A 17,641-nucleotide genomic window follows, 5' to 3' on the forward strand; every position below is an offset into this window, starting at 1 on the left:
TAACTTTTATAAAAATGTATAAAAAAATCCCAATCAAATTTGATTGGGATTTCAGTTTTATATCAAAAGTATTAATACAAACTCTTAAATTTCTGTGGATTGAATTCATGCATAATTCCATAAACTTTTTCAAAAATGTCTTCTGCAGAAGGTTTTGAGAAATAATCACCATCAGTTCCGTAAGCAGTTCTGTGAGATTTTGCTGTTAGAGTAGAGGGTTTACTGTCTAAATATTCATAGCCATTTTGATTTTCCAAAATCTCTTGTAAAAGATACGCAGAAGCGCCTCCAGGAACATCTTCATCAACCACTAATAATTTATTTGTTTTCATGACACTTTTTACACAATCGTGATTTGAATCAAATGGTAATAAACTTTGTGCATCAATAATTTCTACATCAATACCAACTTGCAATAAATCCTTTGCTGCTTCTTCTACAATTCTTAAGGTAGAACCGTAAGAAACAATAGTAATGTCAGTTCCTTCTTTGATGGTTTCAACAACACCAATTGGCGTTTTATATTCGCCTAAATTGGTTGGTAATTCTTCCTTTAATCTATAACCATTTAAACATTCTATCACTAAACCAGGATCGTCACCTTCTAAAAGTGTGTTGTAAAAACCTGCAGCTTTGGTCATATTTCTTGGCACTAAAACATGGATTCCTCGCAAGTTATTGATAATGCCACCCATAGGTGAACCTGCATGCCAAATACCTTCTAATCTATGTCCACGAGTTCTGATAATTAACGGCGCTTTCTGTTTTCCAAAAGTTCGGTAACGTAAAGTAGCTAAATCATCACTCATAATTTGAAGCGCGTACAACAAATAATCTAAATATTGTATTTCTGCAATGGGTCTTAAACCTCTCATTGCCATTCCAATTCCTTGCCCTAAAATGGTTGCTTCTCTAATTCCAGTGTCAAAGATTCTAATATCTCCAAATTTTTCTTGCAATCCTTCCAAACCTTGGTTTACATCCCCAATAAAACCAGCATCTTCACCAAAAATTAATACATCTTTATGTTTGTTTAAAATGGCATCAAAATTATCTCTCATGATGATTCTTGCATCTACCATGTTTTTTTCTTGAGCGTATGTTGGTTTTTTCTCTAAAACTTTTGATGTACTTAAAGCAGTTTCACTTAATAAATGTGTAGAATACCTATTTTGCGCATTCTTTTGTGTAGATTTTATAAAATTTTGAAGTTCAATTTTTTCGCTAAATTCTTCGTCCTTTAAATACCATAAACATTTTTTTACAGTTGATAAAACGTCTTTTCTTGTAGGTTCTGAAATAGTGCTTAAATCGTTGGTGTATTTATTGATAAAATTCTCATTTTTACTTTTTACAGCAACTCTTTTTAATAAATCAGTAGCTTTAATAAGTTCTGATTTTATTTCATTTAAAAAAGCATTCCAAGCATTTCTTTTTGCGTTGGTAACTTCTTTTTTAGCTTCTCTATCAATGGCTATTAAATCTTCTTCACCATCAACAAAACGTAAAATATCTCCATTTTCTGTTTCTAGTTCAAATTCTAAAATCCATTCTCTAAATTTAGTAATACAATCGTGGTCTTTTTCCCACTGTAAACGCTCTTTATCTTTATAACGTTCATGAGAACCAGAAGTTGAATGTCCTTGTGGTTGTGTTAATTCTTTAACGTGAATTAAAACTGGTACATGTTCTTCTCTTGCAATTTTAGCTGCTTTTTGATAAACGTCCATTAACTGCACGTAATCCCAACCGTTAATTACAAAAATTTCGTACCCTTTATTTTTTTCATCTCTTTGAAAACCTTTTAAAATTTCGGAAATACTTTCTTTTGTAGTTTGATGTTTTGCGTGTACAGAAATTCCATATTCATCATCCCAAACACTCATTACCATGGGTACTTGTAAAACACCAGCTGCATTTATGGTTTCAAAAAACAGACCTTCACTTGTACTTGCGTTTCCAATGGTTCCCCAAGCAACTTCGTTTCCTTTGTTAGAAAATTTGTTTTTACCTTGAACACTTTTTTCGTTTCTGTAAACTTTAGATGCTTGTGCCAAACCTAATAAACGTGGCATTTGACCAGCAGTTGGTGAAATATCTGAACTAGAATTGTATTGCTTTGTTAAATCTTTCCAGCTTCCATCATCATGTAAACTGTGTGTTGCAAAATGCCCACCCATTTGCCTACCTGCAGACATTGGGTCTGCATCAATATCTGTATGTGCATATAAACCTGCAAAAAATTGCTGTGCAGTAAGCTCGCCAATCGCCATCATAAAAGTTTGATCTCTGTAATAACCAGATCTAAAATCACCTTTATTAAAAGCTTTTGCCCAAGCTAATTGAGGAACTTCTTTTCCATCACCAAAAATACCAAACTTAGCTTTTCCAGTAAGTACTTCTCGTCTTCCAAGTAAACTACATTCTCTACTAATTCTAGCAATTCTATAATCACTTAAAACTTCTTTTTTAAAATCGTTAAAAGTAATTTCTTGCTTATTTAAAGGAATTGTTTTTTGCAACATAATTTTTTTGGTTTAATAATTACAAAGATAGTTTTTTTAGTTGATATTTAAAAATAACGTGCTTTCTTAAGAATATGTTAATAAAAGTATGTAAATAACTATTATTGTTAGGAATTACACAATCTGCTAACTTTTTGTTTTAATTTACAAAAGCCCTCTTCTAAAGAAATTATAAATGGCTCCTAAATTTCCATTAACGGTAAATCTAATTTTTTCAGCATACGCACTTTGAGATACTTCCCAGCCATTGTTGGAATATAAAGGAAAGTAAATTTCAAAAATATTGTGAATAAAATTGAGTCGAATTCCATTATTATAAGCAAAATACAAAGGTTCTTGTTTGTTTTTTAAGAAAGCAACATCATTATAAAATTCTACCCATCTCCATAAACCAATACTGGAGTTTAAAGAAACCATATATTGATTTGCAAATCTTGTAGGTAAAACAGATTTAAAACCACCTTCTGCTATAATAAATTGCTGACTAAAAATACCAGTTTCTTCAGAGCGTCCAAAATAATTGAGTTGAAATAAATAATCATTTGCTCTATCCAAACCGAAACTAAAATAATCTCCAGTAGATCTATTGCTTAAAAAAGAACCTACATAAAATCTAAAATCTAACTGTGTATCTGAAGAGGATAAAGATCTATAACGAATGTCTGCAGCAACTTTAGAAAAATTATCGGCAATTTCTAAACTATAATTTTGCCTAAATTCTTTGATGATATCTGGATTCACATAATTATAGCTTAGGCTAAATACGCTGTAATTATCTTGGGCTGTTTTTATTTGACCAAAAGGGATTTCTTTATCAATGTGTAATAATTTTGCTCTAATAGCTTCTTGAGTAGCATCTCTTAAATCTTTTCTTTTAAAAATCATATTTACAAAAGGCGAAAAAGATTTGTAAGATAAATTCGGAGCATAATCTGATGTTGCTCCAGAAACTCCATACATCATTTTATAAATGCTAGTTTTTTCGAAATATTGATTGAATAAAATAGAAAAAGATCCAACAACCGAACCACTTTTAGTGGCGTAAGAAGGTGCTACAGAAAACTCTAAGTTTCTTTTAATTAATGGTTTGTTGTGTAGGCTTACACCTAAAATTAAACCATTGTAAAAATTATAAGCAAAATTTGGTTGATAAAATATTTGATTATAGTAAGGGTCTTGAATATCTTTTATTAAACTAAATTTTAGAGGTTTGTTAAAGATTTTATCTTGTAATCTTTTCCAATTATCTAACGTGTTTAACTCTGGATATAGGTTTTCGTAGTTTAAAGTAACTTTATTAACACCCTGTTTTGGAATGCTAACAGTTGTTGTATCTGAAATACCAGTAAACCATTTTTTGTATATAATTTCTCGATTATTTAAACCATATAAAAGTACAGGTGTTGTTATATTTCTTTTATTTCTGATAGTTACTTGTAAGCTGTCTTCCTTTTCTACAAGTTCATCTATAGTGTAATCTATTTTTTTATTGGTTTTAATAAAATCGCCAAAAAACCACTTCAATTCTTTGTTGGTTTTAGATTCTAAAAGGTTTCTAAAATCGTTACTGTTTACAATTTTTGTTTGGTTTTTTTGATAAAATTCCTGAATAGTATTGTTTAAAACGCTATCTCCTATAAAACCTTTTAAATATCTAAAAGCCAAACCTGCTTTGTATTTATTGGCTATTTTTCTATTAAAGTTTGATAAAGAATCTGCAGAAGTTGCTAATGATTGATCTAAAAAACTACGTGATACAAATTGATATACTAAAGGATATTTATCGTTAAAATCGGCTTTAGATATTTCAAATGTTCTAACGAACCAAGTATCAGAAAATTTACCAATTAATTTAGCATCAGGATAAAATTGCTCTATATATTCAATCATTAAATAATTTTGCAAACCATCTAACAACCAGTAATCTTGTCTTTTATTTAAGAGCAACGTGTTTTCTATAAATCTGCTACTTAAAGCTTTAAACATGGTTAAATCATATCTAAATTCGTCTTCAAAAGGTCTTAAAAAGCTAGGCAGTTGTGTTAAGCCATATACAGGATCTTTGCTTTGTGTAGCTTTATCTACATAGATTTCTTTATGAGGATATTTGCCTAGAAACTTCTCTAAAAAGGTAAATTCTCTTGTTAAAAAAGCAATGGTTGTGCTATCGTTTAAATCTTCATCAAAAACATCTGTATAAACAGTAACCTTTTTAGTTTTAAAAGTTTTTAGTTGCTCTTTTTTGTTGATGCCTAAAATAACATCGGTTTTATTTTTGCCTACTAAATAATAGTTTGTTATGGTTTCTTTTTTTGTTTGATATTGATATAAGTTACTTTCTAAAACATAGTCTTTTGGAATGTCTATATCAATTGTAAAATCGGTTGCTTTTTCATATAAATCATCGATGTTTAAATTGCTCATTAGTTGCCAACCTTGATCGTAAACTGCTGGAGTTATATACCAAAATCGTAAATGATAACCGTCTTTAGTTTTGCCATAACCCGTAAATTTAGCATTGGGTATTTTTACTGTATAGGTTACAGATATTTTAACGCTATCATTTTTTAATAAAGGCTTTATAAGATCAATTTTAAGAATATCAGCTTGATCATCTAGCTCGCTAAACGCGTTATTTTCAAAATCTACGATTAGGTTTTTTATGGTAGTTTTTCCTAAATTCTCTGGTTTAGCAAAATATAAATCTTTTCTAAAATCTTTAATAAACCTTTTTGATAAAGGTGTTTTTCGATCTCTAAAACTGTTCGCCCAATTATGAAGGTATATTTCTGACAAAATAGAGTCTGTAGAATTTACAAAAACAATTTCTTGTTTTATAAATAACTCATTTTTCTCTACATTTAAGTTTGCTTTAATAGCAATAGAGTTCTGCTGAGCAATAGAATAACTGCTGCTAAAAAAACAGAAAAAAACAACAATGTTTATAAGCCTCTTCAAATTAGTTTTTTATCAATTTTAAAGGTTTATAAACATTGGTGCGTAAAAAGTGTAATTGTATACTAATAGTATTCAAATTCATTCTCAACTAATTTTTTTAAATAGAGTGCTTAATTTTTATCTTTTAAAAATAAAAAAAGTTTTACAATATTAGTATTTAAAAATGAATAAATGGTAATTTAAAATTTTGGTATTTTTTAAAAAAAAATAGATAAATAATTTTTAAAAGTTAGGTTTTAATTGATATTTAGCATAAAATTTATTCAAGTGTTCTACAGCTTCATCAGCAGTATCTACAATTCTAAACAAGCTTAAATCTTCTAAACCTATATTTTTTTCTGTAATTAAAACATCTTTTATCCAATCTATTAAACCTCCCCAAAATTTTGTACCTACTAATACAATAGGAAAACGTCCAATTTTTTTAGTCTGTATTAAGGTAATCGCTTCAAAAAGCTCGTCCATAGTTCCAAAACCTCCAGGCATTACAATAAAACCTTGTGAGTATTTTACAAACATAACTTTACGCACAAAAAAGTAGTCGAATTCTAAATTTTTGTCTTTGTCAATCCAAGGATTGTCATGTTGTTCAAAAGGCAATTCTATATTCAAACCAACTGAAGATCCTTTTCCTCTTCTTGCACCTTTGTTACCAGCTTCCATAATTCCTGGTCCACCACCAGTTATTACACCATACCCATTTTGAGTTAATTTATAAGCAATTTCTTCTGCCAATATATAATAAGGATGATCTGGTTTTGTTCTTGCAGATCCAAAAATAGATACAGAAGGACCAATTTTACTTAACTTTTCATATCCATCAACAAATTCGGCCATTATTTTAAAAATAGCCCAAGAGTCATTTGTTTTAATTTCGTTCCAAGTTTTTTGTCCTAATTTCTCTTTTATTTTTCTATCGTCGTTTGTCATTATATATTTTTTTGATTTTTAAACAGCTTACTAAATTAGTGCTTTTTTAAATATTGAGACTATTTTGTAATCTATTTTTAATTTAATTCTTTTTTCAAAAACTTGGCTGTATAACTTGTTTTATGTTTTGCAACTTCTTCTGGAGTGCCAGTAACTAGAATTTTTCCTCCTTTTTTGCCACCTTCCATACCAACATCAATTACATAATCTGCGAGTTTTACAACATCTAAATTATGTTCTATAATTAAAACAGTATTTCCTTTATTGGCTAACTTATTTAAAACTTCCATCAACACTCTTATATCTTCAAAATGAAGTCCTGTTGTAGGTTCGTCTAAAATGTAAAACGTATTTCCTGTATCTCTTTTAGATAATTCTGATGCCAATTTTATACGCTGAGCTTCACCACCAGAAAGTGTTGTAGATTGCTGACCAAGTGTTATATAACCCAAACCAACATCTTTAATTGTTTTTAGTTTTCTGTGGATTTTAGGAATCATTTCAAAGAAATCGGTTGCATCTTCGATTGTCATATTTAAAACATCTGAAATCGATTTTCCTTTGTAACGAATTTCCAATGTTTCTCTGTTAAAACGTTTTCCTTGGCAGGTTTCACATTCCACTTGCACATCAGGTAAAAAGTTCATTTCGATAACTCTAACGCCTCCACCTTGACAGGTTTCACAACGTCCACCTTTTACATTAAAAGAAAAACGCCCAGCTTTGTAACCACGAATGGCAGCTTCAGGAGTTTTTGCAAATAAACTTCTAATTTCATCAAACGTTTTTGTGTAAGTTGCTGGGTTAGATCTTGGTGTTCTTCCTATAGGAGATTGGTCAATATCAATTACCTTATCTAAATGTTCTAAACCTTCAATTTTTTTATATGGCATAGGAATTTTTACACCTCTATAGATATGAGCGTTTAAAATAGGATATAGAGTTTCATTAATTAAGGTAGATTTTCCACTTCCAGAAACTCCAGTAACACAAATCATTTTACCTAAAGGAAACTCAACAGAAACATTTTTTAAATTATTTCCTGAAGCGCCTTTTAGTTTGATGGTTTTTCCATTGCCTTCTCTTCGTGTTTTAGGAACTTCAATCTTTTTTCTACCCGTTAAATAATCTGTAGTTAATGTTTTTGTTTTGATGATTTCATCATACGTACCAATACTTACAATTTCTCCTCCATGTTTTCCTGCTCCTGGACCAATATCTAAAACATAGTCGGCCTTTTTCATCATGTCTTCATCATGTTCAACTACTAGAACAGAATTCCCAACATCTCGTAATTTTATCAAAGAATCTATTAATTTTTGATTATCTCTTTGATGCAAACCAATACTTGGTTCATCTAAAATATATAAAACACCTACTAATTGAGAACCAATTTGAGTTGCCAAACGAATTCGTTGAGCTTCTCCACCAGAAAGCGATTTTGAGGTTCTGTCTAACGTTAAATAATCCAAACCAACATCCAGTAGAAACTGAATTCGAGTTCGTATTTCTTTTAATATTTCTGATGCAATTGTGTTTTGTTTTTCTGATAAATCTTTTTCAATATCTGAAAATAATTTAGCCAATTCTGTCACATCCATTTGAGCTAAATCACTAATGTTTTTATCAGTAATTTTAAAATGAAGTGCTTCTTTTTTTAAACGTTTACCATCGCAAGTTTTGCAGGTAACTTCATCCATAAAACCTTTTGCCCAACGTTTTATAGAAGTACTTTCAGCATTATCAAATTGTCCTGTTATAAAAGCAACAATTCCTTCAAAATCTATTTTATAGTTTCTTGTAACACCAACTGTTTTAGATTCTATTTTAAAAGCTTCATTTCCACCATTTAAAATAATATCCAACGCTTCTTTTGGAATGTCTTTAATGGCGTCTGTTAATTTAAATTGATAACGTTCTGCTATGTTTTGAATCTGTTTAAAAATCCAACTATTTTTTTGTTCTCCTAAAGGGATAATTCCACCTTTTTTTATAGAAATAGTATTATCTGGAATTACTTTATTTAAGTTGATTTCTTGGGTAACTCCTAAGCCATTACACGTATCACAAGCACCTTTTGGCGAGTTAAAAGAAAAATTATTAGGTTCAGGATTTGGGTAGGCAATTCCTGTTGTTGGGCACATTAATTCACGGCTAAAATATCGAGGTTTTTCATCATCAATATCAATTACCATCATAATATTATTCCCAGAATATAAAGCTGTTTTTATGGTTTCTTCTAATCTTTTTTCTGATGATTCGTTTACTAAAAGTCGATCAATTACAACTTCAATATCATGCGTTTTATATCTATCTAAACGCATTCCTTTTTCTATTTCTTTGATTTCGCCATCAACTCGAACTCTTACAAAACCTTGTTTAGAAATTTGCTCAAAAAGTTCTCGATAATGTCCTTTTCTTGATTTGATTAATGGCGCTAAAACTGCAATTTTTTTATCAGCAAAATCTGTAGAAATTAATTCTTTTATTTGTTCATCAGAATAGCTGACCATTTTTTCGCCAGTATTATAAGAATACGCATCAGAAGCTCTTGCAAACAATAATCGTAAAAAATCGTAGATTTCTGTAATGGTACCAACTGTAGAACGTGGACTTTTATTCGTAGTTTTCTGTTCGATAGAAATTACTGGCGAAAGTCCGTCAATCTTATCAACATCGGGTCTTTCTAATCCTCCTAAAAACTGGCGAGCATAGGCAGAAAACGTTTCTATATAACGTCTTTGTCCTTCAGCATAAATGGTATCAAAAGCTAAAGAAGATTTTCCACTTCCACTTAAACCGGTTATAACCACTAGTTTTTCGCGAGGAATTTTTACATCAATATTTTTTAAATTGTGTGCTCTAGCTCCGTAAACTTCTATATATTCTTGATCTTTCAAATAAGGTGTTTTTTTCAAAAGTGCAAAGTTAAGGATTCCTAATCATTTTAGGTAAAAAAGTATGGAACAAATAAAGAGATTGTATTATATTGCGTTGAAAGAATTATATGGGTTTTTTAGATTTTATTTTTGGTAAAAATGAATATTTGCAAGACGCCTTTTTTGGTAAAATGCTTTTTTTAAAGGATCATAAAATACCAGATAATAGTTATTTTGAATGCAGACGTTATTTTACTCCTATTAAAAAAGACATAGAAATAGCTGTTACATCAAATAATTTATCAGTCTCAGAAGAACAAAAGGTTTTTTTTAAAAAAATAGAAAAAGATTTTGATCAATTTGTTTTAAAAATAAAACCTGTAATTGAAGATGAATTTAGGAATTGGAAAGAGGACTTTAAAATTATTGATTTCAAAAAAGAGTTTGCTGCAGATTATGTAACAATTCCTAATTTAAAAAATAAACCTATACATTGGGAAATTAGTTTTAACAGTATTCACGATTTAAATCATACTTTTACAATTATGATGATCGATTTTGAGGTTGAAGGTATTCAGATTGATGGTTAATTTATAGTACTATGAAATATATTCATTCTTTACGACATTTTTTTGAAAGGCATGGTTTTGGTTTTTTCCAAAGACTTGCAGACAGACTTGGAATGCACGCAAAAAATGTACGAATCTATTTTATTTATGTAACTTTTTTTACGGTAGGTTTGTCTTTTGGTTTTTACCTAACATTTGTATTTGCCATGAAATTAAAAGATTTAATTTACACAAAAAGAAGTTCGGTTTTCGATTTGTAGTTTATGAAAAAATTTGATTCTAAAATATATACAACCTTAATTTTAGTTGCATCAACAATTGCAGTGGGTACAATTGGGTATATGGGGTTGTCTCATTATACTTTTATAGATGCTGTTTACATGACTGTAATTACAGTTACTACAGTCGGTTTTGGAGAATTAAGACCTTTTTCGCCCGAAGAAAAAGTATTTACAATTTTTTTAATTTTAACAAGTATTACTATTTTTGGATATGCAATTTCTGCCTTTTCAGAATATTTAGTAAGCGGAAAACTCTTTGATCATTTTAAACATAGAAACGTGGAGAAACAAATTAATAGATTAACAGGACATACTATTGTTTGTGGTTATGGTAGAAATGGAAAACAAGCGATTTTAAAATTAACAAACTACAATAAAAAAATTGTGGTGATAGAAAATGATAAAGAAATTATAGATGTATTAGATGCAGAAGAAATTTTAAATGTACAAGGAGATGCTACTACAGATGAAGCTTTGTTAAGAGCAGGAATTACAAAAGCAGAAAATTTAATAACAGCTTTACCATCTGATGCAGATAATTTATTTGTGGTTTTAAGTGCAAGACAATTAAATAAAGATTTTAAAATTATAAGCAGAGCTAGTAATGAAAGTTCATATAGCAAATTAAAAATTGCGGGTGCAGATAATGTTATTATGCCAGATAAATTAGGTGGAAACCATATGGCTTCTTTGGTGACAACTCCAGATGTTATTGAGTTTGTAGATCGATTAACAATTGAAGGAGAAACAACAGCAAATTTAGAGGAAATTTCTGTGAATGATTTGCCAAGTAAATATCTAAATAAAACGATTTTAGATTTAGATTTGAGGCGTCAAACTGGTTGTACAGTTATTGGTTTTAGAAATGAATATAAAGATTATATTATAAATCCGGAAGCCAGTATTAAGCTTGTTGAAAACTCACAATTAATTGTTTTAGGAAGACCAGAACAAATTATGAAGTTAAGAGAATTGTTTTAGAAAATGACAGGAATTGTACAAGTTTGTCTAAATTTTTATGTTTAGTGAAATTTGCGGAATTAGTGAACAACAATAACTTTCATATTTTTCACAGACATCATTGAAAATTCGTGAAATCCGTGTCAAAGAGTAACATCATATATGTGCAATTCGAGAAATTAGTGTCTAACTATTTAATCTTATATTTTGCATAAACATCAGTGGAAATCCGTGAAATCCGTGTCTAAAAAATCCAAAAAATCCAAATAATATAAATGAATAAAGTAATTATAACAGGAAGTAATGGTTTGTTAGGGCAATCTTTATTAAACCTTTTATTAGAAGAAAAAGATATCTACCAGATTTATGGTTTTTCAAGAGGCGAAAATAGGAGTGGAAGAGAAGATTTTAATTATGTTTCTATTGATATTACAGAGGAAGAAAATTTAAAGAAGTGTGTTCAGGAAATTCAGCCAGATTTTATAATTAATACAGCTGCAATGACACAGGTAGATGATTGTGAAAACAACAAACAAGCTTGCAATCTTTTAAATGTTGATGTTGTAAAATGGTTATCGGAAATTGCTGATGAAGTAAATGCGCACGTAATTCATATTTCTACAGATTTCATTTTTGATGGTAAAAAAGGGAATTACAAAGAAACAGATACTCCAAATCCAATCAGTTATTATGGACTATCAAAATTAAAATCAGAAGAAGTTTTAACGAGTTCAAACATCAACTTTACAATTTTAAGAACCATTTTAGTGTATGGAAAAGTGTTTGATATGAGTAGAAGCAATATTGTACTTTGGGTAAAAGAGATGTTGGAGAAAGGTAAACAAATTACGATTGTAAACGATCAATTTAGAACACCAACCTATGTTACAGATTTAGCTTTGGCGTGTAAAATTTCTATGGATAAAAAAGCAACAGGAATCTTTAATATTTCGTCCAGCAAATTAATGAGTGTGTTTGAAATTTCTCAAGAAATTGCAGACACATTTAATTTAGATAAAAGTCTAATAAAACCAATATCTACTTCAACTTTGAACCAAACAGCGCCAAGACCTGCAAAAACTGGTTTCGATTTAAGTAAAACCAATAAAGAGTTAGGCTTTTATCCAAAAACGTTCAAAGAAGATTTACAAAAATTCAAAGAAACGTTATCATAAAATTATTTTTAACTGTTAAAAGTTGTTAAAAGCACATTTTTTTAAGATATTGCGCTACACAAAAATAAAATTAACTTAACATAATTATGAATAAAAAACTCTTATCACTGCTTTTTTTAGCGGTACCAATAGTAACATTTGCTCAAAACACAACTGATAAAATTGATGAGGTATTTAAAGATTACACAGGTTGGTTTGTAGACGCTATTTTTTACGAAATTCCATTTTCGGATACTTTTCAAATTCCTTGGGTACTTATTGTTTTAGTGGGAGGAGCACTTTTTTTTACATTTTATTTTAAATTTATAAATTTCACTGGTTTTACCACAGCTATTCAAGTTGTAAGAGGTAAATATGAAGACATTGAAAAACATGGAGTGGATAAGTTGTATGGAAATCAAACAACAAAAGGAGATGTATTAAAAACTATAAGAGATGAAAGTGTAGATGGTGAGGTTTCTCACTTTCAAGCATTAACAGCAGCTTTATCTGCAACTGTAGGTTTAGGAAATATTGCAGGAGTTGCAGTTGCATTATCAATTGGTGGGCCAGGAGCTACCTTTTGGATGATTGTTGCAGGGCTTTTAGGGATGGCATCTAAATTTGCAGAATGTACTTTAGGAGTAAAATATAGAGATGTTGGAGAAGATGGTACTGTATATGGAGGACCAATGTATTACCTATCAAAAGGACTTAAAGAAAAAGGTGCTGGAGGTTTAGGTAAAGTATTAGCAGTTTTATTTGCAATATTTGTAATCGGTGGTTCTTTTGGAGGTGGAAACATGTTTCAAGCCAATCAAGCAGCTGCTCAGTTTACAAAATTATTTGAATTAACAGGTCCAAATGCAGGATTGTACTTTGGTATAGTAATGGCTATTTTAGTAGCTGTAGTAATTATTGGAGGAATTAAAAGAATTGCTTCTGTAACAGAAAAAGTTGTGCCTTTTATGGCAGGAATTTATGTGTTAGCAGCCTTAGTAATTTTATTTGCAAACTTTAGCTTAATTGATGATGCTTTTGCTTTGATTTATGAAGGTGCATTTTCAGGATTGGGTATTGCTGGTGGTTTAATTGGTGTTATGATTCAAGGTATTCGTAGAGGAGCATTCTCTAATGAAGCTGGTGTTGGGTCTGCAGCAATTGCACACTCTGCAGTAAGAACTAAATATCCAGCAAGTGAGGGTATTGTTGCGCTTTTAGAGCCTTTTGTAGATACTGTTGTAATTTGTACAATGACAGCTTTGGTAATTATTATTACAAACTTCGATGGTCAGTTTATGGAATATGGAGTTGAAATTAAAGAAGGAGTAGAGCTAACAGCGGTTGCTTTTGATACTGTGATTCCTCATTTCTCAGTTGTGCTTACAATTGCTGTAATTTTATTCGCTTTCTCTACAATGATTTCTTGGTCTTATTATGGAATGCAAGGATGGAAATATTTATTTGGTAAAGGAAAAATTACAGATTTAGTATATAAAATTTTATTTTTAATGTTTGTAATTGTTGGAGCATCAATAAGCTTAGGTGCTGTAATCGATTTCTCTGATGCTATGATTTTTGCAATGGTTGTTCCAAATATTATTGGTGTAATTATGTTATCGCCAATCATTAAAAAAGAATTAACAAAATATACCAACGCAATTAATAAAAAAGAAGAAGCTATAGAAGATGGTGCTGTAGATATAAACGAGCACATGTAAAATCTTTAGAATGAAATTATTTAAATCCCATTTCTGGTATAACAAAAGCCAAAGAAATGGGATTTTTTTATTGGCAATACTTATCATAATTCTTCAAATATTTATTTTTGTTGATGTTTTTGCTGATGATGAAAAAATTGATACAAATAAACCAGAATTAATCGCTTTTCAAAAACAGATAGATAGCTTAAAAGCGATTGAGGTTGAAAATAGTAAATCCAAAGTATATCCTTTCAACCCAAATTATATTACAGATTATAGAGGAGCGCAGTTAGGCTTGTCTTTAGAGGAAATAGATAGGTTATTAACCTATAGAAAAACGAATAAGTTTGTTAATTCAAAAGAAGAATTTCAAAAGGTCACCAAAATTTCTGACTCTTTATTAAACAAAATTTCTCCATATTTTAAATTTCCAGATTGGGTTGTAAAACAAAATCAAAAAAGTTCTAAATATAATGTCTCTTCGAGCGCAGTCGAGAAGTCGTATAAAAAGAAGGCAGTAAAAATTTCATCAACGGATATTAATAAAGCAACTGCAGAAGATTTTCAGTCAATAAATGGAGTTGGCCCCTCATTTTCTAAAAGAATTATTAAGTATCGTTCTAAATTACAAGGTTTTTCTTTTGAAGATCAATTGTATGAAGTTTGGGGTTTAGAAAAAGAAGTTGCAGATAAGGTGTTGGCAATTTTTAAAATTGATGAAAAACCAATTATAGAAAAGGTAAATATAAACACAATAGAATTCAAGCAATTACTTAAAAATCCCTACATAGATTATGAGTTGTGTAAGAAAATTTTTGATTACAGAGATGAAGTTGCAGAACTCCAAAATTTATCACAATTAACAAATATCGAAGGTTTTCCTTTAGAATTGTATGATAGAATAGTCTTATATTTGGAGGCTAAATAAATAATTAAAATTCACTCTAAATGAATAGTATGTATTTTACGGAAGAACATGAAGCATTTCGTGCAAGTTTCAAAGATTTTTTACAAAAAGAAGTAGTTCCTCATATTGAAAAATGGGAAAAAACTGGAACTATAGAACGTTTCATCTGGAAAAAGTTTGGAGAAATGGGCTACTTTGGCTTATCAACTCCAGAAGAATTTGGAGGCATGGATTTAGATTTATTCTACACAGTGATCTTTTTAGAGGAAATGCAAAAAATAAATTCAGGAGGATTTGCAGCTGCAATGTGGGCTCATGAATATTTAGCAATGACGCATTTAAATAAAGAAGGAAATCAACAACAAAAAGAAAAATATTTAGTTCCAAGTGTAGAAGGAGATATGATTGGTTGTATGTGTATTACAGAACCTTTTGGCGGAAGTGATGTTGCAGGAATGCGTTCTACAGCCATCAAACAAGGAGATAAATACATTTTAAACGGATCTAAAACATTTATAACAAATGGAGTGTATTCAGACTATTTAATAGTTGCTGCTAAAACAGATCCAGCAGATAAATATAAAGGGATTAGCATTTTTGTAGTAGATAGAAGTGCAAAAGGAATTACAGCAACAAAATTAGATAAGCTAGGTTGGAAAGCATCTGACACAGGAGAAATCGCTTTTGATAATGTAGAAATTCCAGCAGAAAATTTATTAGGAGAAGAAGGAAAAGGTTTTCCTTATATAATGCAACATTTTGCTTTAGAGCGTTTAATTATGGGCGTTAATGCCCATGCAAGAGCAGAGTTTGCTGTAGACTATGCTATCCAATATATGAAAGAGAGAATTGCTTTTGGCAAATCTTTAGACAAATTTCAAGCATTAAGACACAAAATTGCAGAAATGGCAAGTAAGGTTGATATGTGTAGAGAATACAACTACTCAATTACTAAAAGATTAGATAAAGGTGATTATGTGGTAAAAGAAGCAAGTATGTCTAAATTATTATCTACAAAAATGGCAGACGAAGTAATTTACGACGCACTACAATTATTAGGAGGTTATGGGTATATGGAAGAATATCCAATGGCTCGTTTATTAAGAGATAGTAGATTAGGCCCAATTGGTGGAGGAACCTCAGAAATCTTGAAAGAAATCATCGCAAAAATGATTATTGACGGAAAAGAATACAAACCAGCAACATAGATATTATTTGTTGAATCTATTTTATAATATCCTGTAAGATTTTTTTAAACCTTGCAGGATTTTTCACTTTTAACCACTAACCACTAACCACTAACCACTAACCACTAACCACTAACCACTAACCACTAACCACTAACCACTAATTTTCTGGGCGTTCCCTAAAAAGGTCGGGCTTTCACTACTCGCTTTTTTTGAGAAAAACAAAAAAGAGCTCAAACAAACCGTTCAATCCCTAACGCAAATCGCTAGTTTAAAAATAAAGTTAAAAATTTAATTTGTAGTTAATATTTAATAAGTACATTTGCAAACTCAAAAAATGATAACTAGCAGTAGAGCTGCATAAAAATATAAAAGATACGATGAAGGGAGGTGCCAACATATGTTAATTATACCTATTAAAGAAGGAGAAAATATAGATAGAGCTTTAAAACGTTACAAACGAAAGTTTGACAGAACTAAAACAATGAAGAACTTACGTAACAGAAAGAACTTTACAAAGCCATCTGTAGCGAAAAGAGCTCAAAGAATTAAAGCCTCTTACGTTCAAAGATTAAGAACACAAGAAGAAGTAGGATAGTACTATCTTATTTTTGAAAACTAAACTCGCATCAATTTATTTGATGCGAGTTTTTTTATGAGCAAATTTTTGTAAATTTACTACCATCAAAAACTATCAAATTGATAAACTCATTTTTAGATTACATTTCACTTGAAAAAAAATATTCTGCAAATACTGTTACAGCATATAAAAATGATTTAATATCTTTTCGTGATTTTTTAATTGAAGAATACAATCAAGAAAATTTATTAGAGGTTCATTATCCACAAATAAGAAATTGGATAGTATCTTTAGTTGATACCAATATTTCTAACAGAACAATAAATAGAAAAGTAAGTTCTTTAAAGTCGTTTTATAAATACTTACAAAAAAGCAATCAGATTATTGTAAGTCCACTTAGTAAACATAAAGCTTTAAAAACTGCTAAAAAAGTACAAATACCTTTCACAACAAAAGAAATTAACGCAGTTATCGAAAATATAAGTAAAGAAAATGATTTTATATCTACAAGAAATAAACTAATTGTAGAGCTATTTTACTCTACAGGAATTAGAAGAACAGAGCTGATCAACATCAAGGAAAAAGATATTAGCCTTTCTAACGGAACAATTAAAGTGTTAGGAAAAAGAAATAAAGAACGCTTTGTGCCTCTTTTAAAATCAGTGGCAATATCTTTAAAAAGATATTTAGAAATAAAAAAAGAGTACTCTAAAAATTTAGAAGAACTTTTCATTACTGAAAATGGAAATAAAATTTATGAAACACTTGTCTACAGAGTTATAAATTCATATTTTAGTCAAGTCTCTTCAAAGGTAAAAAAGAGCCCTCATATTTTGAGGCATTCTTTTGCAACACACCTTTTAAATGAAGGGGCAAATTTAAACTCGGTTAAAGAATTGCTAGGGCATTCTAGTTTAGCCTCAACACAAATCTATTCTCATAATAGTCTAGATGCTATAAAAAAAGTATATAACCAAGCTCACCCTAGGAGCATTAAAAAAGATTAAT

Annotated in this window: 13 protein-coding genes; 9 read left to right on the forward strand and 4 right to left on the reverse strand. The window is 29.9% G+C overall.

Annotation, left to right across the window (positions count from 1 at the left end; translation table 11 throughout):
* Window positions 1-71 precede the first annotated feature (71 nt).
* The 4 genes from P161_RS0111945 to uvrA all read right to left on the reverse strand — a co-directional run bounded on the left by P161_RS0111945 (window position 72) and on the right by uvrA (window position 9,313).
* Window positions 72-2,525 carry a thiamine pyrophosphate-dependent enzyme gene (locus P161_RS0111945; protein WP_026777214.1) on the reverse strand — a complete coding sequence of 818 codons (2,454 nt, stop codon included), beginning with the start codon at window positions 2,523-2,525 and terminating at the stop codon, window positions 72-74.
* A gap of 144 nt (window positions 2,526-2,669) precedes the next feature.
* Window positions 2,670-5,483 carry an aminopeptidase gene (locus P161_RS0111950; protein ID WP_197026346.1) on the reverse strand — a complete coding sequence of 938 codons (2,814 nt, stop codon included), beginning with the start codon at window positions 5,481-5,483 and terminating at the stop codon, window positions 2,670-2,672.
* A gap of 222 nt (window positions 5,484-5,705) precedes the next feature.
* Window positions 5,706-6,413, reverse strand: a complete 708-nt coding sequence (locus tag P161_RS0111955; RefSeq protein ID WP_026777216.1) for a TIGR00730 family Rossman fold protein — start codon at window positions 6,411-6,413, stop codon at window positions 5,706-5,708.
* A 77-nt stretch (window positions 6,414-6,490) separates the two neighbouring features.
* Window positions 6,491-9,313, reverse strand: a complete 2,823-nt coding sequence (gene uvrA, locus P161_RS0111960) for an excinuclease ABC subunit UvrA (RefSeq protein WP_026777217.1) — start codon at window positions 9,311-9,313, stop codon at window positions 6,491-6,493.
* Between the two features lie 107 nt (window positions 9,314-9,420).
* Here uvrA and P161_RS0111965 point away from each other — a divergent pair, with 107 nt between their 5' ends.
* The 9 genes from P161_RS0111965 to P161_RS0112005 all read left to right on the forward strand — a co-directional run bounded on the left by P161_RS0111965 (window position 9,421) and on the right by P161_RS0112005 (window position 17,640).
* On the forward strand, window positions 9,421-9,882 hold the full coding sequence (locus P161_RS0111965; protein WP_026777218.1) for a hypothetical protein: 462 nt from the start codon (window positions 9,421-9,423) through the stop codon (window positions 9,880-9,882).
* Window positions 9,883-9,893: 11 nt separating this feature from the next.
* Window positions 9,894-10,121 carry a PspC family transcriptional regulator gene (locus P161_RS0111970; protein WP_026777219.1) on the forward strand — a complete coding sequence of 76 codons (228 nt, stop codon included), beginning with the start codon at window positions 9,894-9,896 and terminating at the stop codon, window positions 10,119-10,121.
* A 3-nt stretch (window positions 10,122-10,124) separates the two neighbouring features.
* On the forward strand, window positions 10,125-11,123 hold the full coding sequence (locus P161_RS0111975) for a TrkA family potassium uptake protein (protein WP_026777220.1): 999 nt from the start codon (window positions 10,125-10,127) through the stop codon (window positions 11,121-11,123).
* Between the two features lie 254 nt (window positions 11,124-11,377).
* A complete protein-coding gene (locus tag P161_RS0111980; protein ID WP_026777221.1) occupies window positions 11,378-12,277 on the forward strand; it encodes an SDR family oxidoreductase in 900 nt (299 codons plus the stop codon).
* An 86-nt stretch (window positions 12,278-12,363) separates the two neighbouring features.
* Window positions 12,364-13,977 carry a sodium:alanine symporter family protein gene (locus P161_RS0111985; protein ID WP_026777222.1) on the forward strand — a complete coding sequence of 538 codons (1,614 nt, stop codon included), beginning with the start codon at window positions 12,364-12,366 and terminating at the stop codon, window positions 13,975-13,977.
* Window positions 13,978-13,987: 10 nt separating this feature from the next.
* Window positions 13,988-14,887, forward strand: a complete 900-nt coding sequence (locus tag P161_RS0111990) for a helix-hairpin-helix domain-containing protein (protein WP_026777223.1) — start codon at window positions 13,988-13,990, stop codon at window positions 14,885-14,887.
* Window positions 14,888-14,907: 20 nt separating this feature from the next.
* Window positions 14,908-16,074 carry an acyl-CoA dehydrogenase family protein gene (locus tag P161_RS0111995; RefSeq protein ID WP_026777224.1) on the forward strand — a complete coding sequence of 389 codons (1,167 nt, stop codon included), beginning with the start codon at window positions 14,908-14,910 and terminating at the stop codon, window positions 16,072-16,074.
* Window positions 16,075-16,453: 379 nt separating this feature from the next.
* Window positions 16,454-16,651, forward strand: coding sequence for a 30S ribosomal protein S21 (rpsU, locus tag P161_RS0112000; RefSeq protein WP_026777225.1), 198 nt, complete (start codon window positions 16,454-16,456; stop codon window positions 16,649-16,651).
* A 101-nt stretch (window positions 16,652-16,752) separates the two neighbouring features.
* Complete coding sequence (locus tag P161_RS0112005; RefSeq protein WP_026777226.1) at window positions 16,753-17,640, forward strand: tyrosine-type recombinase/integrase; 888 nt, start codon at window positions 16,753-16,755, stop codon at window positions 17,638-17,640.
* Window position 17,641: the final 1 nt, after the last annotated feature.

The sequence above is a fragment of the Polaribacter sp. Hel_I_88 genome, assembly GCF_000687935.1.
Taxonomy (GTDB): Bacteria; Bacteroidota; Bacteroidia; order Flavobacteriales; family Flavobacteriaceae; genus Polaribacter.